The 26705-nt window shown below is 63.0% G+C and carries 28 protein-coding genes, 1 tRNA gene and 1 pseudogene; 7 read left to right on the top strand and 23 right to left on the bottom strand.

The annotated features are described in order from the left end of the window. Window positions 1-57 precede the first annotated feature (57 nt). Genes H6P80_RS16230 through H6P80_RS16240 form a run of 3 tightly spaced genes read right to left on the bottom strand, consistent with a single transcriptional unit; the run spans window position 58 to window position 2419 of the window. Entirely contained in the window at window positions 58-606 is a 549-nt protein-coding gene (locus H6P80_RS16230; protein WP_185802457.1) for a DUF5681 domain-containing protein, read from the bottom strand. Continuing rightward, on the bottom strand, window positions 603-1121 hold the full coding sequence (locus H6P80_RS16235) for a DUF5681 domain-containing protein (protein WP_185802458.1): 519 nt from the start codon (window positions 1119-1121) through the stop codon (window positions 603-605). The genes H6P80_RS16230 and H6P80_RS16235 overlap by 4 nt, the downstream gene beginning before the upstream one ends. Continuing rightward, on the bottom strand, window positions 1118-2419 hold the full coding sequence (locus tag H6P80_RS16240) for a site-specific DNA-methyltransferase (protein WP_185802459.1): 1302 nt from the start codon (window positions 2417-2419) through the stop codon (window positions 1118-1120). Before H6P80_RS16240 ends, H6P80_RS16235 begins: the two co-directional genes overlap by 4 nt. A 190-nt stretch (window positions 2420-2609) precedes the next feature. Here H6P80_RS16240 and H6P80_RS16245 point away from each other — a divergent pair, with 190 nt between their 5' ends. From H6P80_RS16245 to H6P80_RS16255, 3 genes are read left to right on the top strand one after another with little or no spacing between them, the layout of a single operon-like run. After that, window positions 2610-2837, top strand: a complete 228-nt coding sequence (locus tag H6P80_RS16245; RefSeq protein ID WP_185802460.1) for a DUF3489 domain-containing protein — start codon at window positions 2610-2612, stop codon at window positions 2835-2837. Continuing rightward, window positions 2834-3241, top strand: coding sequence for a DUF2924 domain-containing protein (locus tag H6P80_RS16250; RefSeq protein WP_185802461.1), 408 nt, complete (start codon window positions 2834-2836; stop codon window positions 3239-3241). The genes H6P80_RS16245 and H6P80_RS16250 overlap by 4 nt, the downstream gene beginning before the upstream one ends. Next, complete coding sequence (locus tag H6P80_RS16255; RefSeq protein ID WP_185802462.1) at window positions 3238-4833, top strand: recombinase family protein; 1596 nt, start codon at window positions 3238-3240, stop codon at window positions 4831-4833. Before H6P80_RS16250 ends, H6P80_RS16255 begins: the two co-directional genes overlap by 4 nt. Window positions 4834-5202: 369 nt before the next feature. On the opposite strand, the gene H6P80_RS16260 is transcribed toward H6P80_RS16255, so the two are convergent. Beyond that, window positions 5203-5293, bottom strand: a tRNA-Ser gene (locus H6P80_RS16260). Between the two features lie 83 nt (window positions 5294-5376). On the opposite strand from H6P80_RS16260, the gene H6P80_RS16265 reads away from it, so the two are divergent. Together H6P80_RS16265 and H6P80_RS16270 are read left to right on the top strand one after the other, a co-directional pair. Then, window positions 5377-6291: a peptidylprolyl isomerase gene (locus H6P80_RS16265; protein WP_185802463.1), complete on the top strand. Its 915-nt coding sequence runs from the start codon at window positions 5377-5379 to the stop codon at window positions 6289-6291. Window positions 6292-6417: 126 nt separating this feature from the next. Further along, entirely contained in the window at window positions 6418-7530 is a 1113-nt protein-coding gene (locus H6P80_RS16270; protein WP_185802464.1) for a cell wall hydrolase, read from the top strand. A gap of 20 nt (window positions 7531-7550) precedes the next feature. On the opposite strand, the gene H6P80_RS16275 is transcribed toward H6P80_RS16270, so the two are convergent. The 11 genes from H6P80_RS16275 to H6P80_RS16325 form a co-directional block, all read right to left on the bottom strand. Then, window positions 7551-8063: a retropepsin-like aspartic protease family protein gene (locus tag H6P80_RS16275; RefSeq protein WP_185802465.1), complete on the bottom strand. Its 513-nt coding sequence runs from the start codon at window positions 8061-8063 to the stop codon at window positions 7551-7553. A gap of 55 nt (window positions 8064-8118) precedes the next feature. Then, window positions 8119-8355 carry a hypothetical protein gene (locus tag H6P80_RS16280; protein WP_185802466.1) on the bottom strand — a complete coding sequence of 79 codons (237 nt, stop codon included), beginning with the start codon at window positions 8353-8355 and terminating at the stop codon, window positions 8119-8121. Between the two features lie 127 nt (window positions 8356-8482). Further along, window positions 8483-9235 (bottom strand): hypothetical protein, encoded by a 753-nt coding sequence (locus H6P80_RS16285; RefSeq protein WP_185802467.1) that lies wholly within the window; start codon window positions 9233-9235, stop codon window positions 8483-8485. A gap of 113 nt (window positions 9236-9348) precedes the next feature. Continuing rightward, entirely contained in the window at window positions 9349-9753 is a 405-nt protein-coding gene (locus H6P80_RS16290; RefSeq protein ID WP_185802468.1) for a hypothetical protein, read from the bottom strand. A 302-nt stretch (window positions 9754-10055) separates the two neighbouring features. Continuing rightward, on the bottom strand, window positions 10056-10769 hold the full coding sequence (locus H6P80_RS16295; RefSeq protein ID WP_185802469.1) for a LuxR family transcriptional regulator: 714 nt from the start codon (window positions 10767-10769) through the stop codon (window positions 10056-10058). 24 nt (window positions 10770-10793) lie between these two features. Beyond that, entirely contained in the window at window positions 10794-11507 is a 714-nt protein-coding gene (locus H6P80_RS16300) for a helix-turn-helix transcriptional regulator (RefSeq protein ID WP_185802470.1), read from the bottom strand. Window positions 11508-11638: 131 nt separating this feature from the next. Beyond that, window positions 11639-13915 carry a polyribonucleotide nucleotidyltransferase gene (gene pnp / locus H6P80_RS16305; protein WP_185802471.1) on the bottom strand — a complete coding sequence of 759 codons (2277 nt, stop codon included), beginning with the start codon at window positions 13913-13915 and terminating at the stop codon, window positions 11639-11641. A 171-nt stretch (window positions 13916-14086) separates the two neighbouring features. Further along, a complete protein-coding gene (rpsO, locus tag H6P80_RS16310) occupies window positions 14087-14356 on the bottom strand; it encodes a 30S ribosomal protein S15 (protein WP_185802472.1) in 270 nt (89 codons plus the stop codon). A gap of 89 nt (window positions 14357-14445) precedes the next feature. Beyond that, window positions 14446-15369: a tRNA pseudouridine(55) synthase TruB gene (truB, locus tag H6P80_RS16315; RefSeq protein WP_185802473.1), complete on the bottom strand. Its 924-nt coding sequence runs from the start codon at window positions 15367-15369 to the stop codon at window positions 14446-14448. Then, window positions 15351-15902: a GNAT family N-acetyltransferase gene (locus H6P80_RS16320; protein ID WP_328805066.1), complete on the bottom strand. Its 552-nt coding sequence runs from the start codon at window positions 15900-15902 to the stop codon at window positions 15351-15353. Before H6P80_RS16320 ends, truB begins: the two co-directional genes overlap by 19 nt. Window positions 15903-15948: 46 nt before the next feature. Next, window positions 15949-16356: a DUF6491 family protein gene (locus tag H6P80_RS16325; protein ID WP_185802475.1), complete on the bottom strand. Its 408-nt coding sequence runs from the start codon at window positions 16354-16356 to the stop codon at window positions 15949-15951. A gap of 68 nt (window positions 16357-16424) precedes the next feature. On the opposite strand from H6P80_RS16325, the gene H6P80_RS16330 reads away from it, so the two are divergent. Continuing rightward, window positions 16425-16847, top strand: coding sequence for a GNAT family N-acetyltransferase (locus H6P80_RS16330; RefSeq protein ID WP_185802476.1), 423 nt, complete (start codon window positions 16425-16427; stop codon window positions 16845-16847). A 24-nt stretch (window positions 16848-16871) separates the two neighbouring features. Here H6P80_RS16330 and rbfA read toward each other — a convergent pair whose 3' ends face one another. The 5 genes from rbfA to rimP form a co-directional block, all read right to left on the bottom strand. After that, complete coding sequence (gene rbfA, locus H6P80_RS16335) at window positions 16872-17261, bottom strand: 30S ribosome-binding factor RbfA (RefSeq protein ID WP_221893065.1); 390 nt, start codon at window positions 17259-17261, stop codon at window positions 16872-16874. Window positions 17262-17466: 205 nt separating this feature from the next. After that, a complete protein-coding gene (gene infB, locus H6P80_RS16340) occupies window positions 17467-19998 on the bottom strand; it encodes a translation initiation factor IF-2 (protein ID WP_185802477.1) in 2532 nt (843 codons plus the stop codon). Next, window positions 19998-20738 carry a DUF448 domain-containing protein gene (locus H6P80_RS16345; protein ID WP_185802478.1) on the bottom strand — a complete coding sequence of 247 codons (741 nt, stop codon included), beginning with the start codon at window positions 20736-20738 and terminating at the stop codon, window positions 19998-20000. The genes infB and H6P80_RS16345 overlap by 1 nt, the downstream gene beginning before the upstream one ends. Further along, window positions 20725-22365, bottom strand: coding sequence for a transcription termination factor NusA (gene nusA / locus H6P80_RS16350; RefSeq protein WP_185802479.1), 1641 nt, complete (start codon window positions 22363-22365; stop codon window positions 20725-20727). Before nusA ends, H6P80_RS16345 begins: the two co-directional genes overlap by 14 nt. Before the next feature lie 4 nt (window positions 22366-22369). Next, entirely contained in the window at window positions 22370-22924 is a 555-nt protein-coding gene (gene rimP, locus H6P80_RS16355; protein WP_185802480.1) for a ribosome maturation protein RimP, read from the bottom strand. 187 nt (window positions 22925-23111) lie between these two features. Between rimP and H6P80_RS16360 the strand changes: the two genes are divergently transcribed. Then, window positions 23112-24242 carry a PQQ-dependent sugar dehydrogenase gene (locus H6P80_RS16360; RefSeq protein WP_185802481.1) on the top strand — a complete coding sequence of 377 codons (1131 nt, stop codon included), beginning with the start codon at window positions 23112-23114 and terminating at the stop codon, window positions 24240-24242. On the opposite strand, the gene trmB is transcribed toward H6P80_RS16360, so the two are convergent. From trmB to H6P80_RS16610, 3 genes and pseudogenes are all read right to left on the bottom strand, one after another. Next, window positions 24239-24940: a tRNA (guanosine(46)-N7)-methyltransferase TrmB gene (trmB, locus tag H6P80_RS16365; protein WP_185802482.1), complete on the bottom strand. Its 702-nt coding sequence runs from the start codon at window positions 24938-24940 to the stop codon at window positions 24239-24241. The genes H6P80_RS16360 and trmB overlap by 4 nt on opposite strands. Next, window positions 24937-26445, bottom strand: coding sequence for an AMP-binding protein (locus tag H6P80_RS16370; protein WP_221893067.1), 1509 nt, complete (start codon window positions 26443-26445; stop codon window positions 24937-24939). The genes trmB and H6P80_RS16370 overlap by 4 nt, the downstream gene beginning before the upstream one ends. Before the next feature lie 133 nt (window positions 26446-26578). Then, a pseudogene (locus H6P80_RS16610) lies at window positions 26579-26705 on the bottom strand (methionine adenosyltransferase); the annotation flags it as partial.

Here is a 26705-nt window from a genome sequence, read left to right on the forward strand (position 1 = left end):
GATGTTGGCAGCATTCATCGATCACCCGAACGGCCGAAATGAGGGCGCAAAGCTGCCCTAGCCGAAGAACTCCCACCATTCCGGCCACGCTACTTTATTTGGCGTACGCGTCGCAGACCATACTTCGCGCTGCTCCTTGAGCGCGAGCCGCCGGTCCCCAAACCGAGCGAGCGCAGCCTCGACGATCCACGGGTTAAGTTCCCATCGCACACGCTTCTCGTCGGTCGGAAATTTCTTCACCGCGAGACCGAGCGTGCCGATGATGGCGTCAGCGCCAGAACTGATGGATGAGACGACGATCTTCAGGGGCTTTTCGTTATCGCCTCTTTTCGCGCGCGCCGCTTCGATCGCCTCAAGCGACGAGCGGGCCGCAGCACTGTCGCCTGCGAGCCCCTTTTGGGTCAACTGGAGAAGAAATGCCTCGGCCGCGGTGACGCGACGTTCGCGACCGTCCTCGCGCACGGTGACCATCTGCCCGAGGACGCCATTGTACGGTATCTCGCGGTGTCGGTTCTTCGGCCGCCCCTTCGGATTGCCGGACTGACCCTTCCTGAACCTCGTCGTGGCCGGAGGATGGCCGTAGCCAACCGGATCGTCAGCACTCATTCAACCCTCCCGCGCGGCCAGCGCAGCGTATCGGCATCGAACGTGAAGAACTTGATGTTGTCGACTTGCCGTTGAGCGAACTTTCTTCGTCCCGGACGGCTCAGCGCCGCCTGCGTCGCCCAAGCGTGGACCTTCATTCGATGCCCTCCGAAGTCGGGATCGTCGTCCGCAATGCCGAGAAGCCGCATTGCCTGGTTCGCATTGTCGGCAGAATGATGACGCTCCATGCTGACGGGTGGCGAAACGACTTTGTTGGTTTTTGCCAGAGCTGCCTCGCGCTTCTCAATCATCTTGAGCACCTTCCGGATCGCCATGCGGCTGCCCTTGAGCGCCGCCTGGTAGGTCTGCAGTTGCAGCGCCTCGTCGACAGTCAGTTCGCGCTGCTTGCCATTCTGGGTGACCGTCAGCGTGCGATCGAAGATGATGTCGAATGCCGATACATTGGGTCGACGCTGCCTGGGCCTTCCTTTGGGATTGCCCGACTGCCCTGGCTTGAATCGCGTATCCCCGCTCACGCCGCGGCTTCACTATCGTCGCGGTGCACCAGCACCGGTTCCTTGCCGGTGATGTCGCTCCAACGTGCCATGGCAAGATCGACATAGGTCGGATCTATATCGAGGCCCCGGAAACGCCGTCCGACCCGCTCGGCAGCAATTAGGCTGGTGCCGGAGCCAAGAAAGATATCGAGCACCCGTTCTCCCTGGCGGGTAACGTCGCAGATGGCATCGGCAACCATCGCGACGGGCTTCACCGTCGGATGCAGCTTGAGATCCTCGCGGCGGCTCCCCTTCATCGAATTGACCGAAGCATAGTCCCAGACATTGGTGCGGTTGCGACCGTGCCTGCCAAGCTCGACCGTGTTGGTGTGCGGCGCATCGCCGACGCGATAGACGAACACCATCTCGTGTTTCGATCGATAGAGCGAACCCATGCCGGCATTGCTCTTGTTCCACACGCAGACGTTGAGCAGCTCCGAATAGACATCGGCGATCGATGCCGTGACATCGTCCATGTGCCGCCAGTCCATGCAGACGAAGTGCACCGCGCCGTCGCGCGAGACTTTCGCGCAGGCGCCCAGCGTATCGGTGAGGAAAGTACGGAACTCTTCGGTCGCCATCTCGCCCGAGGCCATCGCGAACTCGCGATGCCGACCCTTTGCGTTGGCATGACCATTGATCTTCACGTTATAGGGCGGATCGAGAAAAGCGCAGTCGATCGCATGATGGCCGACCAGCCGGCGCAGGAACGCAACGTCACGGCCATCGCCGCAGCCGACACGGTGCTCGCCAAGTTCCCAGATGTCGCCGGGTCGGATCCGCGGGTTCTCGGGTACGGCCGGAATCACCTCGTCATCCGGATCGGGACTGTCGGCCAGCACCACGTCGATCTCGCCCGAACTGAACCCGGTTAGCGAGAGGTCGATATCGACATCGGGCAGCGAGAGATCGGCCAGTTCGAGCTTTAGGATCTCGACATCCCATCCGGCATTGAGCGCGATCTTGTTGTCCGCGAGGCGCAGCGCCTTCTTCTGCGCCCCCGACAGTCCGGCAAGTTCGATGACCGGGACTTCGCCAAGCCCGAGTTCCTTCGCCGCTCGCAGGCGTCCATGTCCGGCGATCAAATTTCCGTCCGGATCGGCGAGGATCGGATTGGTGAACCCGAACTCGCGGATCGAGGCGACGATCTGGGCAATCTGCCGCTTGGGATGCGTTCGTGCATTGCGAGGGTCGGGAGTCAGGCTCTCGATCGGCTTGTAGCTGATTTCGAGCGGATGATGGGCGGACTTCTCTGCCTTCGATTCGGTTGAGATCATAGAATGAACATAGCATGATCGTTTGTTCTTTTGGAGTCCGTTGCCCCCCCTCTCTGTGAATGCAGAAAGGGGCGGAGGAGGACTGGACTACTGGCCCATTCCGAGCATTGCTGGTGCCACGCCCGGCAAGCCGGGCTCGCGCCGGTAGCGGCGGCCATTCCCGGCCCCCGCGCTAAACCGGAGAACAAACATGACCGATACGACCAAAGCTTCCGCAGGCCCGAGCAAGCTTGATCGGCTGGAGAAGCTGCTCACCCGCAAGAACGGCGCTACCATCGCCGAGATGATGAAGGCCACCGACTGGCAGCAGCATTCGGTGCGCGGCGCCATGGCCGGCGCGCTCAAGAAGCGCGGACTGAGCATCACGTCGGAAAAAGTCGATGGCGTCCGCCGCTACCGGGCGGAGAAAAAGGCATGAGCGACGATATCGACAAGGTCGTCGCCGGCATCGAGAGTATGGATCTCGACGAGCTTCGCGAGAAGTGGAGGCGGCGCTACGGCGCCCCTCCATCACTTCGCTCCGAACCGATCATGCGCATGCTGCTTGCCTGGCGCGTGCAGGCCGAGGTCCATGGTGGGCTCGATGCCGATACCCGCAAGGCGCTGGAGCGATCCGGCCCCGTCGTGCCTGAAGGCCGGCATTTGGGCATCGGCGCCACCCTCACGCGCAACTGGAAGGGCCGCGCGGTCACCGTCACGGTCGAGGAGGATGGATTCCGGTGGGAGGAGGATCTCTATTCCAGCCTCTCGGCAGCAGCCACCGCCATTGCCGGGACACGCTGGAACGGTCCGCGGTTTTTTGGGCTGCGGGATCAGCCATGAGTGGTAAAACGCTCCGCTGCGCGATCTATACGCGCAAGAGCTCAGAGGAAGGTCTCGACCAGTCGTTCAACAGCCTCGATGCGCAGCGTGAAGCGAGCGAGGCCTATGTCCTCAGCCAGGCCAGCGAAGGCTGGACGCTGACGCCGACACACTATGACGATGGCGGCTATTCCGGCGGAACGATGGAACGCCCCGGGCTGCAGAAGCTGCTTGCCGACATCGGCGCTGGACGCGTCGACATAGTCGTCGTGTATAAGATCGACCGCCTGACCCGCTCGCTCGCGGACTTTGCCCGGATTGTCGAGATCTTCGAGAAGGCCGACTGCAGTTTCGTATCGGTAACCCAGTCGTTCAACACCACGAACTCGATGGGCCGGCTGATGCTCAACGTCCTGCTGTCTTTCGCGCAGTTCGAGCGCGAAGTGACGGGAGAGCGCATTCGCGACAAGATCGCAGCCTCCAAGGCCAAGGGCATGTGGATGGGAGGTAACCTCCCGCTCGGTTACGATCTTCCCGAAGCGGGCACGCGGACGCTACAGGTCAACCAGGCCGAAGCCGGAACGGTGCGGCACATCTTTGCCCGCTATCTCGAGCTGGGCTCGGTCCATGCGCTCCAGCGCGAACTGGCCGAACAGGTTATCCAATCGAAACGTTGGCAGACTGCCAAGGGAAAGACGGTGGGCGGCGCGACTTTCAGCCGCGGCGCGCTGTTCCACCTGCTGCGCAATCGCATCTATCTCGGCCAGATCGTGCACAAGGGCAAAGCGTTCGACGGCGAACACATAGCAATCGTCGATCCCGACATATTCGATCGGGTGCAACACAGACTCGATGCCAATGCGCGAAGGCATCGCGGTGCTTCCGATCGCCGCATCGCCAAGGCGCCGCTGACCGGAAAACTGTTCGACGCCGCCGGCGAGCCCATGAGTCCGACTTTCTCGCGCGGCAAGTCGGGACGGGCATATCGCTATTATGTGTCTGCGTCCCTCCAGCAGGGCGCTCGGTCCGATGATGACGGCATTCGCCGCCTTCCCGCGCCTGCGATCGAGCGCGTAATCACCGAGGCGATCGGGCGATGGACGCCATCCGAGAAAAAGCCATTTCATCCTGTCCGTTCGGTTCGGCTTGCCGATGATGGCCTGTTGATCGAACTCGCCGGCATCAGGCCGGCCGATCTCACGGCTCGCCTCGCCGATGACGAGCGGATGCTGGCTCATGCCGGTTCGACGGCGACGACCCATCTACCGGTCGCGCTTCCGCTGCGTGGTGGACGGAGGCTTGTCTTGGCAAGCGGCAAGAGAACCGCCCGGCCCGATCCGGTCCTCATCGCGGCATTGCGAAAGGCCCATGCCATGCTCGATTGCGAGCGTGGTATGCCAGTAATTCAGGCCGCGCCAAAATCGCCCTATGATTGCGCCATCCTTCGGCTGGCATTTCTCTCGCCCGACATCCAGCGAGACATCATGCGAGGCCTGCAGCCTCCGACGCTCAATCTTGAGACACTGCGCCATATGATTATACCGCTGGCCTGGGGCGAGCAGCGAAAAGCGCTTGTCTGGGATCCGGCAAACACGCCCTGTTCCGGCGATTAGCAGGCCTGTTATCGGCGATTGAGGTCCCTGATACGGCCAATAAATACCCTGTTCCGTCGAATAACAGGGAAATGGTGTTTCGAGCCTGCAAATGCCGGAAATTGGCCAGCTCTTTCGATATGAGATCGAGAATTGGGTCAGATGGGCCTGTTTTAGGCCTCAAATGAAGGTTTTTCCCTGTTCTTTCCCGGCGAACAGGGAAACCCAACCGATGCAGGTACAGGTAGAGACGCGGCGCACAAAGCCCGGCCAATATCGCTCGAGAGACCGCGCGTATGATGTCGCCGATAGGGATTAGGCTGCTGAGATCGGCCTGTTCCGCGGCGTGCTGGAAACCCCAGGCGATTAGAGACTAGTGCTGGGGGTGGCTGGCGGAGCGGGTGGGATTCGAACCCACGATAGGGGGTTGCCCTATACACACTTTCCAGGCGTGCGCCTTCGACCACTCGGCCACCGCTCCGCATGCCCGGTTCGGGCGAGCGACTGGCCCTAGAGCGGACGCGGCGCTGGCGCAAGAGCGGGGATCATGGCACAAAGCGGGGCATGAAAAAGACCGCCGCATTCCTGAGTGCGCCGCTGGCCCTAGTCGCTGCGCCCGCGCTCCCGCAATCGCCCTATGAGATCGTCGAGGCCACGACCCAATCCGACTGGCGGCCGATAGCGCCTGACAATCTGCTGGTGATGACCTTGGGCGGCGGCGAGCAGGTGTTCATCGAGCTCGCGCCCGATTTCGCGCCCGTCCATGTCGAGAATATCCGGCGGCTGGCGCGGGCGCATTGGTTCGATGGCATCGCGGTGGTCCGCGTGCAGGACAATTATGTCGTGCAATGGGGCGATCCGACCGAGGAAAAAGCGCTGCCCGAGGGGATCGAGGCAGCGCCTCCAGCAGAATATGAACGCGATGCCGGGGAAGACTGGGACTTCGCGCCCGTTACCTCCGGTGGCTATGCGTTCAACAGCGGCTATGTGAACGGCTGGCCGGTTGGGCGGGGAACGCGGATCGGGGAAAATCCCGCCCCGCCGATGGAAACGGCCGGCTCGCTCGCCTGGCTCGTCCATTGCTATGGCATGGTCGGCGTCGGGAGGGGCGACAATCCTGATACGGGAACGGGCGCGGAGCTTTACACGGTGATCGGCCATGCGCCGCGCCATCTTGATCGCAATATCGCGCTGGCCGGGCGGATCGTGGAAGGGATCGAAAATCTGTCGAGCCTGCCGCGTGGTACGGGTCCGCTGGGTTTCTACGAGACGGAGGAGGAACGCACGCCGATCGCCAGCATCCGCCTTGCCAGCGAGCTTCCCGTAGCCGAACGCCCGCATTTCGAGGTGATGCGCACCGACACCGAAACCTTCCGCAGCTATGTGGATGCGCGCGCCAACCGCTCGGGCTGGTTCATCCGTCCAGCGGGCGCGGTCGACGTCTGCAACGTCAACCTGCCGATCCGCCGCGCGCAATAGCGTTCCTGCGCCGCGATTAAGGATCTTTCCGGCGCTAGTGGGACCAATTTAACCATCTATTATTGTTACTTTTCCCTGAATCCCGCCTAGCCACGGGCCTTGCGCTGTTCGGGAAATAAACAAGCGATGGCGAACGCCGAAGACAGTTTACCCCGCTGGATGCAGGGGAGTTGGAGCGATCCCGTGCGGTTGCGCGCGGAACCGTCCCACGAATCCGCTCCGCTGTGGCTCGACGAGCCCGAAGAGACGCCGGCCGCGCGTTCCCGCCCCGCATTGTCCGTCCTCGCCGCCATCTTTCTCGCCGTCGTCGGGTTGATGACGCTCACCGCCGCGAGCCTCGCGGTTCCGGGCGACGGGCTTACCGTACCGCTGCCCGAAGCCTTGCCCTGGGACGCGCCAGATGCCGGGGACGCCGAAGCGCTGCCGGTCACGCTGACGCCCGAAGAGACGGCAGTGATCCGCGCGGCGATCGAGAGCGATCTCGCCGCTGCGCAGGGCTATGAAGGCCCCCGGCCGCAGGGGATCGCGCTGCGCTTTGCCAGCGATGCGGATCGCGATCGTGCGCTGCTCTGCATGACGCAGGCGATTTACTATGAAGCGGGGATCGAGCCCGAGGCCGGGCAGCGCGCCGTGGCGCAGGTCGTGATCAATCGCATCCGCCATCCCGCCTATCCCAACAGCGTCTGCGGCGTCGTCTATCAGGGCGCCATGCGTGCCGGCGGCGGCTGCCAGTTCACCTTCACCTGTGACGGGGCGCTGGCGCGGCGCCCGGTCGCAACCGTGTGGGAACGCGCGCGGCGCTATGCGCGCGAAGCGATCGACGGGCGGGCGTTCGGCGAGGTCGGTTTCGCAACGCACTATCACACGCTCGAAGTCTGGCCCCATTGGGGGCGGCGGCTGACGATGACCAACATGATCGGCCGGCATCTGTTCCACCGGTTGCGCGGCAATGACGGCGGGCCAGGGGCGTTTACCGTCCGCTATACCGGCCATGAACCAGCGCCGCGCCCCTGGCAGCCGCGCGAAACCGATAACGCCGCCGCCGATATCGCGGCCGCGGTGCAGGAGGCGGACAACCGCCTGCCGCCAGCTCCGGCGATCCGGGAGGCGGCAGCTTCGGGCTCTCGCCTTCCCGCCGAACCCAACAATCTTCCACAAAGTCGGCCGATTGAGCGGTCTTTGCCAAACTCGCAGGTCCGTCCGGAATTTCAGGAAAGCGGTCGCTGGATCGGAAGTTAGGAAACGGAATTCAGATTGGGCTAGCGCAGCCGCAGTTCGTCGCCCGAAATCTCGACCGTGCCCACCCGTTCAAGAAAGCTCTGACCGAGCAAGGATACGGGCAGGTCCGCCTCGGCGACGAGCGCGGGCACGTTGCGGCTATCGACTGGGCCGAGCGCCAGCCGGTCGATGGTCACCGGTTTCAGCGCGATCTCTCCGCCCGCGGTTTGCGCGGTGGCCGTGAATTCACCGGGCCGCGCCTGGATCCCTGCACGCTGCGCATCGCTGCGCGTCAACACCACCTGGCTGGCTCCGGTATCGATCATCATCCGGCTCGTCGCGCCGTTGATCCGGACGTCCGCGTAGAAATGGCCGTCCGGTGCGCGGCGGGCCGAAAATTCGGCAGAGCCGTTGCCCGCCCGTTCGTCGGGTGCGTCTGCAGATGTCGTGTCGATGGTTTTCGTCGGGCTGGAGGTGACCGATTCCTCACCGCCGCTGCTCAGCAGCGCGATGGCGATCATCGAGACGCCGGCGATGAGGATCATTCGGTCCATGTCGCGCCTATAGCGCGCGCGGGTTAACAGCCCTTTTTATTTGGAAGGACTGAAATCAGGCGGCGAGCGGCGCGAAAGCGTCCGTCTTGCCGCGCGTGCGAAACAGCCCTGCGCCGAGGGTCAGCCCGGATTCGAGCGGGATGGCGGTGGCGCAATAGGCGCATTCCGCCGTCATGCGGCCGACGAACCAGTGCGTGCGGCCACAGCCGGGGCAATGGTTGGTCTCGTTCGCCCGATAGACGATGCGATACCCCGTTTGGCCGGCATTAAAGGCTTTAGGGTCGTGAAACATCGTAGTACTCCTTCTCGTTCCATCGATGGAACGTGGCCGAGTATCGATGAATGGAGATGAATTGGCTGTGACCGGAATCACCGGTTTACGTTCATCTTTATCTTTTCGCGGGCCTTTGGCTGTCGCGCTATTGCGGATCGTTGCGCGAGGGGTTCTGGCGCACCCGTTGCGTCTGCCGGGTCGTCGGCGAATTTTGGCGATTCCGGTTTGTGCGAGCCGGGGCCGGGGGCGGCGGCGGTGCCACTGTGGGCGCCGGAGGGGATGCCTGCCGGCCCGCATTGGCGTTGTTGCCGGTCGACCGGCCCCGTCCATTCGAGGCGCCTCGGGCTCCACGCATCTGACCGCGCACGCCTCGTGGATTGGTATCGGGTGCTACGGCGCGGCGTTCGCCATCTCGCCTGCGGTCGCCGCGGCGCCCGTCTCTGTCCCGGTCACGACCGGCGGTTGTGTCATCGCCGTGCCGGCCGTCGCGATCGCGCCGACCGTCCCAATGGCGTCCGTCTCGGTTTCCATCGCGCCTCGCATGGCGCCGGCCTTCCCAATGGCGGCGGTGATTGTCGGACCAGCGATGGCGATGCCCTTGGCGATCGAAAATATAGACCGAATAGCCGGGATAGTAGAAGCCGTCATACCAGCCATAGGGGCCGTAATTATTATACCAGCTGCGGCCGTAGCCATATCCGTTGCGGGCGACATAGGTCGCGTCTTCGCATTCGGGATAAAGATAGCCGTCCTTGTCGTAACACTCGTCGGGATAGGCGCTGTCGGCGTAATATCCGCTATTGTAGCCCGTGCCGTAACCGTCATAGATGGTGCAGCCCGAAAGGCCTGCCGCAGTGGCGAGCAGCGCGGCGATTCTGGCGGTGCTTCCGATAGCCATGAAAATTCTCCAACCGGCGCAATATACGCCTTAACGTTCGGAGATAGTCTAGTCTTTAGGGTTGAACCGGGTCTGAACCGTATCGGATGATACCGATCACGGTCTTTGGGGTGCTACTGGCCGCGCGAAGCGCTGCGCAAAAAGGCGTCCATACGTTGACGGCCCTGATCGGTCAGCAGGACGAGCTGACGATCTTCGCCCTGGTCCTGGAGCTCAACGAGGCCGGCAATGGTCAGCCGGTCGACGACGTCCCTGCAATCGTCGGCGGCGATTCGCGCGCTCGCGGCGAGCGTGTCGATCGCCATCTCTTCGTCCGAGAGTTCCTTCGCATATAGCGTCAGGAACGTGTCCCAGACGGGATTCCGGAACATGCTGCTGTCGATATAAATGTCGCGGAGCTTGTTGACGGTCTGCAGATAGGTGATGACGTCGCGGGCATCGGCCAGACGCGCCCGTTCGGACCGGTTGAAAGACACCGGGTCGCGTTCGGACTCGGTCTGATAAGCATGATTATCCATGTGTCAGCCTTTCCGCGGAATTCCGCGTTCGGCGTGCTCGATGGCATAGATCGGGCATCATACGTCCGAACGCGCCAGCTTTCGCCTAAGTTCCAAATTGTCGAAATCGGGTCGCCAACGGGCCCGGCCACGTTGTGACCGGACCCTGCGACCCGAATGTTGGGCCCGGCCACTTCGTGACCGAGCCCTGCGACCCGAATAGCAACTTTATTACATGGCTCGGACACATTGGGCATGTCCCGTAGGCACGTGACGGCCCGATGGACCGGGGGCATTTGCCTGTTGTCGGCTGTTTTGCGCGGCTAAGGGCGGATTATTCCGCATCCGATGCCGCGGATCGCGGCGGTTGTCCGGTCGGAAACCTCAAGCTTTTCGTAGATTCGCCGCAAATGCGTATCGACGGTATTGGCCGATATGCCGAGGATTTCGCCGATCACATTATTGCTCTTGCCCCGCGCGACCCAGGTCAGGATCTCGGTCTCGCGCGGAGACAGGGTAATCGGCTCTTGCACGCGATCTTCGAGCAATTCGCAAAACCGCTGATGAGCCATTTGCGAGACGGCCTGAAATTCGGCGATTTCCGGATCGGTAAGCCGGCGACCGTCATCGGCGATCGCGACGCTGACACAGCCATTGCGGCCATTCGGGCCGAACACCGGGATAGCCAGCCCGTTGCGGACCCCCAACGCGGCGAATTCGGCGATCGCGCCTTTCTGTTTTTCCGTGAGGGACATTTCCTTTTGAACATCGAACCAGAAAAAGGGCTTGGGGTGGCTCCGCGCGTAGCGGGGCACGGCGTCATTGTCCCACATGTCGGTCGATAAGTAGCGGAGGACGAGTTCTTCGGGATAGCCAGAGGAGATCGCTATCCGGTGTTCGCCGTCCGATGCGCCGGGTGGCGGAAAGTGGATGGCGTAGATCTTGTCAAAGCCTCGCCGGTCGAAATAGCCGACCAATGCATCCCAGACGGCATGCCTGTCTGTCGCAGCGCGAATCCGTTCGAAAAACCCCTGCATGGCTGTCTGTTCACTCCCTGGGCGCTAGGGAAGGATCATTCCGCATCCTATTCCCCTGAGCGCTGCCATCGTGCGATCCGAAACGTCCAGCTTGGTGTAGATGCGCCGTATATGCGTATCGACAGTGTTCGGCGATATTTCGAGAATTTCCCCGATCACCGTGTTGCTCTTGCCGCGGGCAACCCATTCCAAAATCTCGGTTTCGCGCCGCGATAGCGATACGGTTTCGATCAGCTCGGGCTCCAGCAATTCGCAAAAGCGCTGATGCGCCATCTGGGCGACAGCCTGAAATTCCCTGAGCACGGTATCGCTGAAATGCGAGCGATGGGGCTCGAGCGCGACGCCGATATAGCCATTGCGGCCATGAGGTCCGAAAACCGGGATCGCGATGCCCTCGCCTGCGCCATGGGCGACGAATTCGGCGAGAAAAGCCTGTTCGCCGTCGTCCAGTTTGCGCAACTCGCCAATTTCCGACCAAAAAAAGGGTGCGGGGTGGATTTGCACCTGTTTTCGGATCGGATCGCGTTCCCACAATCCATCGGAAATATAGGCCCGGATCAGGGGTTCGAGAAAACCGCAGGCATCGATGATACGGCGGTTGCCGTCGGGCGCTCCGGGGGGCGGGATGTGCATGGCGCACAGCGTGCGTACGCCGTGAGTACGGAAATAGTCGACAAAAACCTTCCAGAGCTCATGTCGATCTTGAGCAGCGCGCATCCGCTCGAATATCTCGCGCATTGGCGTGGTCCGTTCAATGACGGCCCTGCTGCACCCCCATAGCAGAGTCTTGAAAAAACAACGTAGCACCGCAACCGAAACGAAAAAAGGGGCGACCGAAGCCGCCCCTTTTCGCAATTTCCGGCAGGCTTCTAGTCCTTGGTGATGAACTCGGGCAGTTCGCCGCCTTCGGCTTCGCCCGCATCCTTGGATTCGCCGCGATCGCGCCGCGGGCCACGGCCACGGCCGCCTCCGCCGCCACCGCGTCCGCCGCGATCGCCACCACGGCCACCGCCGCCACCGCGCGGTTCGCGCGGGGGACGGGTATCTTCCAGCTCTTCGCCGGTTTCCTGGTCGACGACACGCATCGACAGGCGGACCTTGCCGCGACCGTCGATCTCGAGAACCTTGACCTTCACTTCCTGGCCTTCGGACAGGACGTCGGTCACCTTCTCGACACGCTCGTTATTGATCTCGGAAACATGAACCAGGCCGTCCTTCTGGCCCATGAAGTTCACGAAAGCGCCGAAATCGACGATATTGACGACCTTTCCGTCATAGATCGTGCCGACTTCGGGCTCGGCGACGATGCCGATGATCCAGTTCCTGGCGGCTTCGATCTCGTTCACGTCGGACGAGCTGAGCTTGATGATGCCCTCGTCGTCGATATCGACCTTGGCGCCGGTTTCCGCGACGATTTCGCGGATGACCTTGCCCCCTGTGCCGATAACGTCGCGGATCTTGTCCTTCGGAATTTCCATCGTTTCGATGCGCGGGGCATAGTCGGACATCTCGGTGTTCACCGAGCTGAGCGCTTTTGCCATTTCGCCGAGGATATGGGCACGGCCGCCATTGGCCTGGGCCAGGGCGGTCTTCATGATCTCCTCGGTGATGCCGGCGATCTTGATGTCCATCTGCAGCGAGGTGATACCCTCGCTCGTCCCGGCGACCTTGAAGTCCATATCGCCGAGATGATCCTCGTCGCCAAGGATGTCCGAAAGCACGGCGAAATCATCGCCTTCGAGGATCAGGCCCATCGCGATACCGGAAACCGGCCGCTTGATCGGCACGCCGGCATCCATCAGCGCGAGGCTGGAACCGCAGACCGTCGCCATCGACGAGGATCCGTTGGATTCGGTGATGTCGGAGAGCAGGCGGATCGTATACGGAAACTCTTCCGCACTCGGCAGCACGGGATGGATCGCCCGCCAGGCGAGCTTGCCATGGCCGGTCTCGCGGCGGCTGGTGAAGCCGAAGCGGCCCACTTCGCCGACCGAATAGGGCGGGAAGTTGTAGTGCAGCATGAAGGGCGAATAAGAGAGCCCGTCGAGCCCGTCGATCATCTGCTCGGCGTCTTTCGTGCCGAGCGTCGTGGTAACGATCGCCTGGGTTTCGCCGCGGGTGAACAGCGCCGAACCATGGGTGCGAGGCAGGAAGTGCACCATTGCCTCGATCGGGCGGACCTCGTCCAGCTTGCGGCCGTCGATACGGCTGCCGTCCTTGATGATCGCGCCGCGGACGATTTCGGCCTCGAGCTTCTTGACCATCTTGCCAGCGGTCATCTGCACCTGGCCGTCTTCGTCGGCAAAGGCTTCCTTCGCCTTGTCGCGGGCGGCGTTGAGCGCGTCCGAACGGGCCGATTTGTCGGTCAGCTTATATGCGGCGGCGATATCGTCGCCGACCAGCCCGCGAAGCTTTTCCTTGATCTCGTCATTGCCGTCGTTGGAAGCGAGCTCCCAAGGCTCCTTGGCGGCCTGTTCGGCGAGTTCGATGATCGCATCGATGACCTTCTTGGATTCCTCATGCGCGAACATCACGGCGCCGAGCATCACGTCTTCGGAAAGCTCCTTGGCTTCCGATTCGACCATCAGCACGGCGTTGTGGGTGCCGGCGACAACGAGGTCGAGCTCGCCCTCGGCCACTTCTTCGTGGCTGGGATTGAGCTGATATTCGCCGTCCTTGTAGCCGACGCGCGCGCCGCCGATCGGGCCCATGAAGGGAACGCCCGAAATGGTCAGCGCAGCGGATGCTGCGACCATGGCGAGGATGTCGGGCTCGTTCACGCCGTCATAGCTGAGCACCTGACAGATCACGTTGATCTCGTTGTAAAAGCCTTCCGGGAAAAGCGGGCGAACCGGGCGGTCGATCAGACGGCTGGTCAGCGTTTCCTTTTCCGTGGCGCGGCCTTCGCGCTTGAAGAAGCCGCCCGGAATACGTCCGGCGGCCGAGAATTTTTCCTGATAGTGCACGGTCAGCGGGAAGAAGTCCTGCCCCTCGCGCACCGATTTGGCAGCGGTCACTGCGCACAGCACCACCGTATCGCCGAGGCGCGCCATGACGGCGCCGTCGGCCTGGCGGGCCACCTGGCCCGTTTCGAGGCTCAGCGTTTCGCCGCCCCATTCGATTTCGACTTTTTTAACGTCAAACATTACGTTTCTTCTTTCTTCCAACCGGCCGCCCTATGCGGCCGATGGCCTAGGTGCGGGCAAAACCGGCCCGCTTCGGTGTTGGAGCATTCGCGCTCCGTTTCGATGGCCCCGCGCCGGATTGCACGAAGTCCAAATGCGAAAACGGCTCCGGTGAAGGAGCCGCTTCCTATGTTACTTGCGAAGTCCGAGCTTTTTGATGAGGTCCTGGTAGCGGCCTTCATCCTTGCCTCGCAGATAGGCGAGAAGGGTACGGCGCTTGTTGACCAGCATCAGCAGCCCACGGCGCGAATGATGGTCTTTGTGATGGCCTTTGAAATGCTCGGTCAGGTTGACGATCCGTTCGGTGAGGATCGCGACCTGAACTTCCGGCGAACCGGTATCGCCCTCTTCGCGGGCATGTTCCTTGATCAGCGCGGTTTTGCGCTCGGCTGTAATCGACATCGTGTCATTCCTTTCAATTTCGTGCGAGCAATCCCGTGAACGGGCAGCTCGGGAGTTGTTCCGCGAGCGTCCGGCTATCCGGAAGCTCGTCAGAGGTTGAAGCCGCGCACAACCTTCAGCTCGATCCCGTCGGATTCGACGAGAGCAACCGGAACAGACTGGTCGGTTGCTAGATAGAGCCCGGCAGTGGCGGAAACCCCGATCACCCGCTGCCCCTGCTGGAGCTGCCTTGCCTGATCGGGAGCGACGGTGAGAGCCGGGATGTCGTCCAGCCCTGCCGTCAATGGCAAGAGTGCCTGTTCAAGGCGCTGCTCCTTAGCGATTTCGGCAAGTTTGTCTAGCGAAATCGCGCCCTCCAGCGTGAAGGGGCCGGCCTTGATACGGTGCAACATGGTGACGGTTCCGCGGGTATCAAGCGCGCGCGCGATATCGCGCGCGAGCGATCGGATATAGGTGCCCTTGGATACATGCGCGGCCAGGGTGATTTCGTTGAGCCCGATCCCCGGTTTCGGCGGGCTTTCGATGGCTAGGTGGTGGATTGTCACCTGCCGCGTTTCGATGGTCACATCTTCGCCCGCGCGCGCGCGGGCATAAGCGGGCCTGCCGTCGATCTTGAGCGCCGAATATTTGGGTGGCACCTGATCGATGGCGCCGGTGAAGCTGGGCAGCGCCGTCTCGATCTCCGCGAGCGTCGGCCGGTTCTCCGAAGTCTCGGTAACGTCCCCCTCTGCATCGAGCGTTTCGGTTTCCTCGCCGAAACGAATCGTGAAGGCGTAGATCTTGTCGCTGTCGAGCATTCGCCCGGCCAGTTTGGTGGCCTCGCCGATGGCGATTGGAAGGACGCCGGACGCCAGCGGATCCAGCGTCCCGCCATGGCCGACCTTTGCCTTCGCATAGCGGCCCTCGCGCAGCGCGCGCTTTACCGCCGCCACGCAGGGCGTAGAACCGATGCCGACCGGCTTGTCGATCACGAGCCAGCCGTGCAGGGCGGGTTTTAGAGGTGCTTCGTCCATTCGTCCGCCAATAGACCGAAAACCGCGGTATCGCGAACATAGCCGGTCCAGGTGATACGGTTCTTGCGGAGCGTGCCTTCATGGGTCGCGCCGAGCTTCAGCACAGCGGCCATCGAACGCTTGTTGCGGGTATCGACGCGGAATTCGATTCGAGTGAAGCCGCAGGTGACCGCATGATCGATCATTAGCCGCTTCATGGTGTAGTTATAGCCGGTGCCGCGCAGCGCAGGCACGATATAGGTGCCGCCAATTTCGACCACGCCGTGGGTGCCGTCGGGGCCGATATAGCTCGACATGCCGACAACCTCGTCCTCGCGGCCAAGAGCGATCATCGGCACCCAGCTGTCGGTGCGATGAAAGGCGAGGACGCGCTCGAGCGCGGTATCGAAATGCTCGCCGGCCATGGAGAAGGGATAGATTTCCCAGATTTCCGTATCCGCCGCGCAGGCCGCGCGCAGCCCTTCGCGGTAGCGATCGTCGAAGGGGACGAGGCTTACCGGGCCATCATGCAATGCCGTTGCGAGTCGTGTCACATCCGCAGCCATGGGCATGGCCTATGGCTGCGGATTGTGGCCGAAACTAGTGGCTATCGTGGCCGTGTTCGGTCTCGGGTTCCGCCTCTGTTTCGGCGGGGGCGTCGGGATCGGGAATTTCGTACAGGCTGCGGACCTGGCAGCGGTCGTCGCGCGTGCGGACGACGCTGAACCGGTCGAAACTGCCCGCACCACGCGTTTCGAAACCGACCGCGTTCGAGAAATTGAGGCCCATGCAGCGGCGCATGAATTCGGCGCGATACCATTGGCCGCCCCGGCCTTCGATCAGAATCGCGTCCTCGCCGTCATCGGCCCGCCAGTTGCGGATGCCGCGGCTGTCGGCGAAGGGAATGCGCGCCTGTTCGGGCTCGGCGCCTTCATGGTGATCGGCGAGCGCGGGGGCGGAACCCAGCGCAAACCCGGCTATGGAAAATGTGATGAGTGCGTTTTTCATACGTCTTCTCCTGTATACGCTATAGATCGAACGGGCTGAACGGCTGCTGAAGCGACGGAGGACGGGCGATGGGCGATATCGGCTATCATCTCATCACGGCAGACAATGCCGCGCTGCTCGAGGCGGCGGACAAAGGCGTGTTCGACGGCAAGGTGAAGCCCGATTTCGTCGCGGCCTGCCTCGCCAATCCCAACCAGTTCCTGATCGTCGCCGAGGCCGATGGTCGCGCGATCGGCAAGGCGCTCGCCTATATGTTCTTCTTCCCAGACAAACCCGCCGAAATCTATGTCGAGGAAATCGACGTCGCCAAGCCATGGCGGCGGCAGGGCGTTGCCTCCGCTTTGCTCGACGCCGTCGGTGCGGAGGGCAAGCGCCGCGGCATCGCGGAATTCTGGCTGGTCACCGAAAAGGAGAACAAGGCGGCGCGCAGGCTCTACGAGCGTAAGGCGCACCGGACGGAAAAGAGCGTCTGGTACGAATTTTATTGCTGACCGCGCAGCACGGCATCGGACCGCCTATTCCGCTTCCTCATCCAGATCTTGCGCGACCTTTGGATCGCGAAGCAGCGTATCGATCTTGCCGCCTTCGTCGAAGCTTTCGTCGAGCAGGAATTTGAGGTTGGCCGCATATTTGGTGTTCACGCGCTTGGCGACTTCGCCGCGCAGATAGCGGACATTCTTCTTCAGCGCCGCCAGCACTTCCGCCTCGTCGCCGCCCAGAAGCGGTTTCACATAGACGGTAGCGTGGCGCAGGTCCGGCGACATGCGAACCTCGGTGACGCTGACCATATGGCTGGCGAGCACCTCGTCATGCACGTCGCCGCGCGCCAGGATTTCCGACAAGACGTGACGTACACGCTCGCCGACGCGCAACAGGCGGACGGATTGGGTCTCGTCGGTCTTCATCGGCGTATCTTTGCGTATCCCCGGTCAGGCCTGCGCCGCCGGGCGCCGGCTATTTCTTGCCGCCCTTATCGACGGGTTTCTTGTCGTAACCGCCCTTGTCGCTGGGCTTGCCGCCCTTGTCATAGCCTTTGTCCGGAACCTTTTTGTCACCCATCTCGACTCTCCCTTGATGTGGAGAATCGAGAATAGGTGCAATTGGTTACAGCTACAATGTGCGTTCGCGCAGTTCGACCTCGAAGACTTCAAGCGTATCGCCGGGCTTCACGTCGTTGGTATCCTCCAGCAGGACGCCGCATTCGAGGCCCGAACGGACTTCGTCGACATCGTCCTTGAAACGACGGAGCGAGGCGATGGTCGTCGCGCTGACGATCACGTCGTCCCGCATCAGGCGCGTATGGAGGCCCTTTTTGATGAAGCCGTCGGTGACGAGCAGGCCCGCCGCCTTGTCCTTCTTGCCGGCCGGGAAGACTTCCTTGACCTCGGCGCGGCCGACCACGGTCTCGACCTTTTCGGGGCCGAGCTCGCCTGCCATCTCGCCCCTGATCTCGTCGATAAGATCGTAGATCACGTCGAAATATTTGAACTTCACATTGTCGCGCTGGGCCACTTCGCGCGCCTTGGCGTTGGCGCGGACGTGGAAGCCGATGATCGGCACCTTCGACGCGGACGCCAGGGTCACATCGCTTTCGGTGATACCGCCGACGCCCGAATGGAGGACGCGGACGCGAATATCGTCGGTCGAGATATTTTCCAGGCTGCCGATAATCGCTTCGACCGAACCCTGGGTATCGGCCTTGATGACCACGGGAAATTCGATCGCCTGCTCTTCCGCCATTGCCGAGAACATGTTCTCGACGCTGGTCGGCGTCTGGGTCGTGCGGGCGCGCTGGAGCACGTCGGCGCGATATTCGGCGACCTCGCGGGCGCGGGCCTCGTCGGGCACCACCGTCAGCGGATCGCCGGCGCCGGGCACGCCGGACAGGCCGAGCACCTCGACGGGAACCGATGGGCCGGCTTCCTTCACCTGCTCGCCCTTGTCGTTGACCATCGCGCGCACCTTGCCGCTTTCCGCGCCGACGACGAAGATGTCGCCGGTCTTGAGCGTGCCGCGGCTGACGAGGATCGTCGCGACCGGGCCGCGGCCCTTGTCGAGTTTCGCCTCGATAACCGTGCCTTCGGCGGCGCGGTCGGGATTGGCCTTGAGTTCGAGCAGTTCCGCCTGGAGCGTGATCTTCTCCATCAGCTCGTCGAGGCCGGTGCGCTTGAGCGCCGATACCTCGACATCCTGCACGTCCCCGGACATTTCCTCGACCACCACTTCATGCTCGAGCAGGCGGGCCCGCACATTCTTTGCGTCGGCGCCTTCGGCGTCCATCTTGTTGATCGCGATGATCATCGGCACGCCGGCGGCCTTGGTATGATTGATGGCCTCGATCGTCTGCGGCATGATCCCGTCATTCGCCGCCACGACGATGATGACGATATCGGTGACATTGGCACCGCGCGCGCGCATTGCCGTAAAGGCTTCATGCCCGGGCGTGTCGAGGAAGGTTATCTCGGTCCCTTCCTTGGTCTTCACCTGATAGGCGCCGATATGCTGGGTGATGCCACCCGCTTCACCGGCAACGACATCGGTGCCGCGCAGCGCATCGAGCAGGCTCGTCTTGCCGTGATCGACATGGCCCATGATCGTGACGACCGGCGGACGCGGCTTCAGGTCCGCATCCTTGTCCTCGTCTCCCTCGATGCCGATCTCGACATCGCTTTCGGAGACGCGCTGGATATTGTGGCCGAATTCGGTGACCAGCAGCTCGGCGGTATCCTGATCGACCGTCTGGTTGACGGTAACCGCCATGCCCATCTTGAACAGCGATTTGACGAGATCCGCGCCCTTTTCATCCATCCGCTTGGCGAGTTCGCCAACGGTGATCGCTTCGGGAACGACGACGTCGCGGGCTTTCTTGACCTGCGGCCCGTCATCGGCATGGGCGCGTTTTTCCTTTTCCTTCTCGCGGGCGCGCTTGAGCGCGGCGAGCGAGCGCGAACGGACGCCGCCTTCGCCATCGCGCAGCGCGCGGTTGACGGTAAGCTTGGAGCGTTCCTTGCGGTCGTCGCGCTTGGACGGACGGCCGCCATCGTCTTTCTTCTTGTCGGGCCGTTTGGGCTTGGCGACGGGCGTGAAGCTGCGCGGGGCGGGCTTGTCCGGATCGAGCGCCGGGCCGCCAGAGGCATCGGCCTCGCCTTCCGCTACCGCTTCCGCTTCGACTTCCGCCTCGGAAACGGCTTCGGCGGCCTCTTCTTCCGCCTTGCTGGCTGTTTTCTCGGCCTTGCGATTGTCTTCGGCGCGCTTGGCTTCTTCTTCGGTCGCCTGCTTCTTCGCTTCGTCTTCGCGGCGGCGCGCGTCTTCGAGCTGGGCGAGGCGCGCCTCTTCGGCTTCGCGGAGAAGCTTTTCCTGCTTTTCCTTGCGGCTCAGCGTTTCATCGGCCTCGCTTGTCTTGGGCGTGCGCTTGGGCGCTTCCTTCGCGGCCGGTGGCGGCGGAGGCGGTGCCTTGGCTTCCTCTTCCACGGGCGCGGGGGCAGGGGTTTCACCGGGTTTGGTGAGTACACGGCGCTTCTTGCGCTCCACCACGACCGTGTTCTTGCGGCCATGGCTGAACTGCTGTTGCACCTTGCCCTCGACGGTGCGTTTCACGCCGAGTGTACGGGTGCCCAGTGTTTTCTTCGTGTCGTCGCTCATTACTGCCCTTTGTCTTTCATCTCACTACGGCTTCGGCCCTGCGGTTCGCGTCCGCAAGGATCGGTCCTGCCTGTCGGTCCCGAAAACTCCATCCAGCGCGAGATCGCGCCTGATACACGCTTTGCGGCCCGTTCGTCCACAACCGCGATATGCACCACATTTTCGCGGCCCAGCGCCTCCGACAATATGGTGCGCCCCGCCGGAAGTGCCAACCCCCGCAAATCGCTGCCTTCGGCCTCACGTCCGACGCGCCAGGCCTGATCCAGCTTCCTGCGGCCGTCTTCTGCCGCGTCTGCGGCGTGAAGCAGCAGCGAAACCTTGCCCGCCCGGGCCGCTTCGCGAATCTTCTCCGATCCGCTGAGCACGGCGCCGCCGCGCGTTTCCAGCCCCAGCCGGTCGAGCGCATTGCGCCTGAGCGCATCTTCGATCCTGTCGCCGAGATCGGGCGTGACGGTGAATTCACCGGTCTTGAATGCGCGCGCGAGCGCTCCTTTCAGCTTCCCCGTGGCAAGTGCGACGTCGAATGCCGCGCGGTCCGGCGATATCCATGCCCCGCGCCCCGGCGCCTTCGCCCGCACATCGGGCAGTATCTGCCCGTCCGGCGCGAGCGCAAGGCGGATCAGGGCATCGCGCGAAGCGACGCCTCCGGAAAGGATGCATTTCCTTTCCGGTTCCTGCGCCTTGCTATGTCTGGGGCGCTTTGTCGGCTTCAGGCCGTCGAGTTGCTCATTTGTCGCCATCCGCAGCCGCGTCCTCCTCGGAATTCGCGGCTTCGGCGGCGGGCGCCGGCTCGTCTTCGTCCTCGAACCAGTGGGCGCGCGCGGCCATGATGATCTCGTTGCCCTGTTCCTCGCTGAACCCGTACATCCCGAGTACGCCGCCCTTGGGCTGCGGACGGGCGGGTGCGGCCTGATCGCGGCGGCGCGGTTCGGCGCGCCGCTTTTCGATCAGTTCGTCGGTTGCAAGATCGGCGAGATCGTCGAGCGTCTTGATGCCGGCTTCGCCCAGGGTCACCAGCATCGCCTCGGTGAGATACGGCATGTCGACCAGCGCATCCTCGACGCCGAGTTCGCGGCGCCGTTCGCGGGCCGCTTCCTCGCGCTTTTCGAGCGCTTCGATGGCGCGCGTCTGAAGCTCGCCCGCGATATCCTCGTCAAGACCCTCGATGACGGCGATTTCCGACGGATCGACATAGGCGACTTCCTCAAGCTCGCTAAAGCCTTCGGCGACGAGCAGCTGCGAAAGCGTTTCGTCGACGTCGAGTTCGGTCTGGAACATGTCGGAGCGCTGCATGAATTCGTTCTGGCGCTTCTCGTTCGCTTCGTCCTCGGTCATGATGTCGATCGCGGAGCCCGTCAGCTGCGAGGCAAGGCGGACATTCTGGCCGCGGCGGCCGATGGCGAGCGACAGCTGGTCGTCGGGAACCACAACCTCGATCCGTTCCTCTTCCTCGTCGATGACGACGCGGGCGACCTGGGCCGGCTGCAGCGCATTGACGACGAAGGTCGCGAGATCTTCGGACCAAGGGATGATGTCGATTTTCTCGCCATGCATTTCCTGGACGACCGCCTGGACGCGGCTGCCTTTCATGCCGACGCACGCTCCGACCGGATCGATCGAACCGTCATGGCTGATCACGCCGATCTTGGCGCGGCTGCCCGGATCGCGGGCAGCGGCCTTGATCTCGATGATCCCGTCGTAGATTTCGGGAACTTCCTGCGCGAACAGCTTGCGCATGAAATCGGGATGGGCGCGCGACAGGAAGATTTGCGGGCCGCGATTTTCGCGCACGACTTTCAGGATCAACGAACGGATGCGATCGCCGACCCGGACGATTTCGCGCGGGATCTGTGCGTCGCGGCGGACAACGCCTTCCGCGCGGCCGAGATCGACGACGATATGGCCGAACTCGACGCGCTTGACGACGCCGGTGATGATCTCGCCGGCGCGATCCTTGAATTCCTCATATTGCCGCTCGCGCTCGGCTTCGCGGACCTTCTGGAAGATCACCTGCTTGGATGCCTGGGCGGCGATCCGACCGAACTCGATCGACGGCAGCGGATCGACGATGAAGTCGCCAACGCTCGCGCCGGCCTGCAGCTTTTCGGCCTGTTTCAGGTCGACCTGCTTGAAGTGATCTTCGACCTCCTCGACGACCTCGACCACCCTCCAAAGCCGAAGATCGCCGGTTTCGGTGTCGATCTTGGCGCGGATATCGTTTTCGGCGCCATAACGGGCACGGGCGGCGCGCTGGATTGCGTCCTCCATCGCCTCGATGACGATCGCCTTGTCGATGATCTTCTCGCGTGCCACCGCATCGGCGATGGCGAGCAGTTCGGCCTTGTTGGCGGAAATGGCTGTAGCCATGGTCCTATCCTTCTTCCGTAATGGTTTCCGCACCTTCCGTCGAAAGCGGCGCGGTTTCCCTGATGAGCCTGTCGGTCAAGACCAGCTTGGCCGAATGGATGTTCTTGAAATCGAAAATATGGTCATTCTCTTCGGCGTCGATCTTTTTCGCGCCCGGCTTGTCCGCAATCGTGGCATGGATCGCCTCGCCTTCGCGGCCCTTGAGCACGCATTTGAAATGCTTCTTGCCCAGCACCGGCTCGATCAGGTTGATGCGGGCGTCATGGCCGGCCCAATCGTCGAAATCCTTGAGCCGGGTCAGCGGACGATCGATTCCGGGCGAAGAAACCTCCAGCCGGTAGGCGCCGTCGATCGGGTCCGTTTCGTCGAGCATTTTTGAAAGCGCTCGCGATATCTCCGCGCAATCCTCGATCACCAGCTGGCGCGTGTCTTCCCGCTCCGCCATCACCTGCAGGATCGGGCCGTCCTCGCCGCTGGTCATCTTGACGCGCACGAGCGCGAAGCCGAGGGCTTCGACTTCGGGTTCGATCAGCTGCGTCAATGCGGCAATGTCCGCCATGCCTGTCCCTATAGCATAAATACGCCGCTTCCGCGCCGGCCCGGAGCGTCCGGGCCAGCCTCTGCACCAACAGCGATGGAGAGGAAAGCAAGGGCTATATAGGAGCGTGTTTGAAATCCGGCAAGTGAAACCATAGGGATACGCGACGCGTTCTCGCCAAACCGATATTCAACAGAGGATACCCGACATGCGCAGCCTATTTTCCAGTCTCGCCATTACCGCCCTGATTGCCTGCAGCAGCGGGCCGAACGGGGTCGCCGCCCAGACTGTGGATGCCGATACCGTGTTCGAAGTCGAGGAAGTGGCGGTGTTTTCGGAACCCTGGGCACTGGCCCCGCTGCCCGACGGCCGGTTGCTGGTGACCGAGAAGGCCGGGCGCATGCTGCTCTGGAGCGAAGGTGGCGAGCCGCTCGAGATCGCGGGCATTCCGCAGGTCGCCTATGGCGGGCAGGGTGGGCTCGGCGATGTCGTTCTCCATCCGGGCTATGCCGAAAACGGCCTTGTCTATTTCAGCTATGCCGAGCCGGTGCGCGACGAATTGCGCGGCGCCGTCGTAGCGCGCGGGCGTCTCCTGCTCGATGGCGAACCGCGACTCGAAAATGTCGAAATTATCTGGCGCCAGTCGCCCCGCATCGTCAGTCCCGGGCATTTCGGCCATCGCATCGCCTTCGGGCCCGACGGGCTGCTCTATATTTCCTCGGGCGAACGAATGCAGCAGGATCCGGCGCAGGACCTGTCGAACACGCTCGGAACCGTGGTGCGGCTCAACGATGACGGCACCACGCCCGAAGATAATCCCTTTGCCGGTCGCGGCGGGGTGACCACCCAGATATGGTCCTATGGCCATCGCAATCCGCTCGGCCTCGCCTTTGCGCCCGACGGCAGGCTGTGGGAGCTCGAGCACGGCCCGGCCGGCGGTGACGAACTCAATCTGATCGAAGCGGGCGCCAATTACGGTTGGCCGACCGTTTCGAACGGCGGCAATTATGACGGCCGCCCGATCCCCGGTCACGATACCCGCCCCGAATTCCGTGCGCCGGTGATCAGCTGGACCCCGGTTCTCGCGCCCGGCAACATGGCGTTCTATTCGGGCGCGATGTTCGCCGATTGGGAGGGGGATATCCTGATCTCCGGCCTGCGGACCGACGGGATTGTCCGGGTCGATGTCGAGGGAGATACGGCGCGCGAAGCGGCCCGTTACGATCTCGGCCAGCGTATCCGGGCGGTCATGCCGGGGGTCGACGGGGCGATCTGGGCGCTGGGCGACCAGCGCGACGAGAGCCGCGGCGTTCTGTTCAGGCTGACGCCCGCAAGCTAGCGGCGCGCGGGGCTAGAGACCCGCCGATAGCGAAAATACCAGACTTCGTGGCCCTTGCGGCGGGCCTTGGCCTCGTAGCGGGTCTCGGGCCAGTCGTCCGGGCGGACGAGGAAATCGGACGGGCGCTCGGCGAGCCAGTCGAAATCCGCGCGCTGGCCCATGACCATCATCGACCAGCGGCAATAGACCGGATGATCGGTGCCCAGACGGAATTCGCCGCCGGGCTTCAGCTTCGCCGCGATCATGTCGAGCGGGCCGTGATTGACCATGCGGCGCTTCTCGTGCCGCGCCTTGCGCCAGGGATCGGGGTGGAGGAGATAGACACGTTCCAGCGAGGCATCGGGCAGCCGTTCGAGCGCATCGAGCGCATCGCCCATATGCAGGCGGATATTCTTCAGGCCCTTGTCGCGGACATGGAGCAGCGCGCCGACCACGCCGTTCACGAAATGCTCGCAGCCGATAAAGCCGGCTTCGGGATGCGCCTGGGCCTGGCCGGCCAGATGTTCGCCGGAGCCGAAACCGATCTCGAAATGCAGCGGCCGCGCATCGCCGAACAGCGTTTCGGCATTGAGCGGGCCGTCTTCCGGCAGCGCGATCTTCGGGAGCAGGGTATCGAGCAGCGCCTGTTGCGAAGCGCGGAGCTTGTGGCCCTTGGAGCGGCCGTAGAGGCGGCGGATCGTGGCGGGGTCTTCGGTCATGCGAACAGATCGCCATAATCGTCGCGCAGCTTCGCCTTTTGCACCTTGCCCATGGCGTTGCGGGGCAGGGTGTCGACAAAGACGATCTTGCGCGGCTGTTTGAAGCGGGCGAGCTGGCCAGCGATGGCATCGAGGATCGCCGTTTCGTCCAGCGCGGGATCGGTGCGCGTCACCACAGCGACGACGCCCTCGCCAAGATCGGGATGCGGCACACCGACGACCGCGCTCTCGCCGACGCCCGGCACATCGTCGATCGCGAGTTCGATCTCCTTGGGATAGATGTTGAGCCCGCCCGCGATGATCAGGTCCTTCGCGCGCCCGACGATCGCGACGCGGCCCTCTGCGTCCATCGTCGAGATATCGCCGGTGACGAAAAAGCCGTCGGCGCGCATATCCTCGGCCGTCTTGTCGGGCTTCTTCCAATAGCCCTTGAAGAGGTTCGGCCCCTTGATTTCGAGCACGCCGGGCTCGCCGCGCGGCACTTCGGCGCCGCTCTCATCGGTGACGCGCGCCTCGACGCCGGGCAGCGGGAAGCCGACGGTTCCCGCGATCCGCTCCCCGTCATAGGGATTGGAGGTGATCATCCCGGCTTCGGTCATTCCGTATCGCTCGAGGATGCGCTGCCCGGTCTTTTCCGCGAACTCGGCGAAGGTCGCTTCGAGCAGCGGCGCCGAGCCGCTGATGAAAAGCCGCATATTCGCGCTCGTCTCGCGTGTCAGGCCCGGATGGGCGGCGAGCCGGACATAGAAGGTCGGCACGCCCATCAGCACGGTGCCCTGTGCCATGTCGGCCAGCACGGCATCGGCGTCGAACCCCTTGTGGAAAAGCATCGTCGATCCGCCGAGCAGCGCCAGGTGCAGCGCGACGAACAGCCCATGGACATGATAGATGGGCAGCGCGTGGATCAGCACATCGCTTTGCTGCCAGTGCCAATAGTCCTGCAGCACCAGCGCATTGGACGAAAGATTGCCATGGCTGAGCATCGCGCCCTTGGAACGGCCGGTGGTGCCCGAAGTGTAGAGGATCGCCGCGAGATCGTCGGTGTCGCGCGGCACGATGGCGCTGGTTTCGCCCGTGGCGGCAACGACATCGGGGAGGCTGCCCCCGCTATCGCCGTCCAGCGTCAGCAGCGCCGCGTCGCCCCTTAGCGGCGCGATGGCGGGTTCCTTCGCAGGATCGCAAACGATCACCGCGGGCTCGGCATCGCCGATGAAATAGCCGAGCTCGGCGGCCGTATAAGCCGTGTTGAGCGGCACATAGACCAGTCCTGCGCGCAGGCTTGCGAGATCGAGCAGCACATTCTCGACCGATTTTTCGACCTGGACGAGGATGCGGTCGCCCGGCTGCGCGCCCGCCGCCGTCAGCGCGGCGGCCCGGCGGCCGACTTCGCCGTCGAGTTCGCCATAGCGCAGCCGCACCGCGCCGCTTTCGACGAGCGCCGGCTTGTCGCCCGCTTCTGCCGCTGCGCTGGCGATCAGCGCGTAAAGATTGGAATCACCTGTCACGGCCGCCCCACTAACCGTTTGCCCCGAGCTTGTCGAAGGGCTGCCTTTATCTCCGGTGTCGGCAAGAAAAGGACAGCCTTTCGACAGGCTCAACCCCAGCGAATTGTGACGGCCGCTGGGGCTGGATGGCAGTCTAAAGCGCGGTTTTAAGGTCGCTGACGAGGTCGGTCTTTTCCCATGGGAAGGTGTCGCCATCGGGCTTGCGGCCGAAATGGCCATAGGCGGCGGAGGTGCGGTAGATCGGCTTGTTGAGCCCAAGA

The organism is Parasphingopyxis marina, assembly GCF_014237875.1.
Lineage (GTDB): Bacteria > Pseudomonadota > Alphaproteobacteria > Sphingomonadales > Sphingomonadaceae > Parasphingopyxis > Parasphingopyxis marina.

Excerpts from the sequence above, each read along its gene's own strand:
- H6P80_RS16230 (WP_185802457.1), bottom strand. The coding sequence starts at position 606 with ATGAGTGCTGACGATCCGGTTGGCTACGGCCATCCTCCGGCCACGACG.
- H6P80_RS16240 (WP_185802459.1), bottom strand. The coding sequence starts at position 2,419 with ATGATCTCAACCGAATCGAAGGCAGAGAAGTCCGCCCATCATCCGCTC.
- H6P80_RS16245 (WP_185802460.1), top strand. The coding sequence starts at position 2,610 with ATGACCGATACGACCAAAGCTTCCGCAGGCCCGAGCAAGCTTGATCGG.
- H6P80_RS16250 (WP_185802461.1), top strand. The coding sequence starts at position 2,834 with ATGAGCGACGATATCGACAAGGTCGTCGCCGGCATCGAGAGTATGGAT.
- H6P80_RS16255 (WP_185802462.1), top strand. The coding sequence starts at position 3,238 with ATGAGTGGTAAAACGCTCCGCTGCGCGATCTATACGCGCAAGAGCTCA.
- H6P80_RS16265 (WP_185802463.1), top strand. The coding sequence starts at position 5,377 with ATGAAAAAGACCGCCGCATTCCTGAGTGCGCCGCTGGCCCTAGTCGCT.
- H6P80_RS16270 (WP_185802464.1), top strand. The coding sequence starts at position 6,418 with ATGGCGAACGCCGAAGACAGTTTACCCCGCTGGATGCAGGGGAGTTGG.
- H6P80_RS16275 (WP_185802465.1), bottom strand. The coding sequence starts at position 8,063 with ATGGACCGAATGATCCTCATCGCCGGCGTCTCGATGATCGCCATCGCG.
- H6P80_RS16280 (WP_185802466.1), bottom strand. The coding sequence starts at position 8,355 with ATGTTTCACGACCCTAAAGCCTTTAATGCCGGCCAAACGGGGTATCGC.
- H6P80_RS16285 (WP_185802467.1), bottom strand. The coding sequence starts at position 9,235 with ATGGCTATCGGAAGCACCGCCAGAATCGCCGCGCTGCTCGCCACTGCG.
- H6P80_RS16290 (WP_185802468.1), bottom strand. The coding sequence starts at position 9,753 with ATGGATAATCATGCTTATCAGACCGAGTCCGAACGCGACCCGGTGTCT.
- H6P80_RS16295 (WP_185802469.1), bottom strand. The coding sequence starts at position 10,769 with ATGCAGGGGTTTTTCGAACGGATTCGCGCTGCGACAGACAGGCATGCC.
- H6P80_RS16300 (WP_185802470.1), bottom strand. The coding sequence starts at position 11,507 with ATGCGCGAGATATTCGAGCGGATGCGCGCTGCTCAAGATCGACATGAG.
- pnp (WP_185802471.1), bottom strand. The coding sequence starts at position 13,915 with ATGTTTGACGTTAAAAAAGTCGAAATCGAATGGGGCGGCGAAACGCTG.
- rpsO (WP_185802472.1), bottom strand. The coding sequence starts at position 14,356 with ATGTCGATTACAGCCGAGCGCAAAACCGCGCTGATCAAGGAACATGCC.
- truB (WP_185802473.1), bottom strand. The coding sequence starts at position 15,369 with ATGGACGAAGCACCTCTAAAACCCGCCCTGCACGGCTGGCTCGTGATC.
- H6P80_RS16325 (WP_185802475.1), bottom strand. The coding sequence starts at position 16,356 with ATGAAAAACGCACTCATCACATTTTCCATAGCCGGGTTTGCGCTGGGT.
- H6P80_RS16330 (WP_185802476.1), top strand. The coding sequence starts at position 16,425 with ATGGGCGATATCGGCTATCATCTCATCACGGCAGACAATGCCGCGCTG.
- rbfA (WP_221893065.1), bottom strand. The coding sequence starts at position 17,261 with ATGAAGACCGACGAGACCCAATCCGTCCGCCTGTTGCGCGTCGGCGAG.
- infB (WP_185802477.1), bottom strand. The coding sequence starts at position 19,998 with ATGAGCGACGACACGAAGAAAACACTGGGCACCCGTACACTCGGCGTG.
- H6P80_RS16345 (WP_185802478.1), bottom strand. The coding sequence starts at position 20,738 with ATGGCGACAAATGAGCAACTCGACGGCCTGAAGCCGACAAAGCGCCCC.
- nusA (WP_185802479.1), bottom strand. The coding sequence starts at position 22,365 with ATGGCTACAGCCATTTCCGCCAACAAGGCCGAACTGCTCGCCATCGCC.
- rimP (WP_185802480.1), bottom strand. The coding sequence starts at position 22,924 with ATGGCGGACATTGCCGCATTGACGCAGCTGATCGAACCCGAAGTCGAA.
- H6P80_RS16360 (WP_185802481.1), top strand. The coding sequence starts at position 23,112 with ATGCGCAGCCTATTTTCCAGTCTCGCCATTACCGCCCTGATTGCCTGC.
- trmB (WP_185802482.1), bottom strand. The coding sequence starts at position 24,940 with ATGACCGAAGACCCCGCCACGATCCGCCGCCTCTACGGCCGCTCCAAG.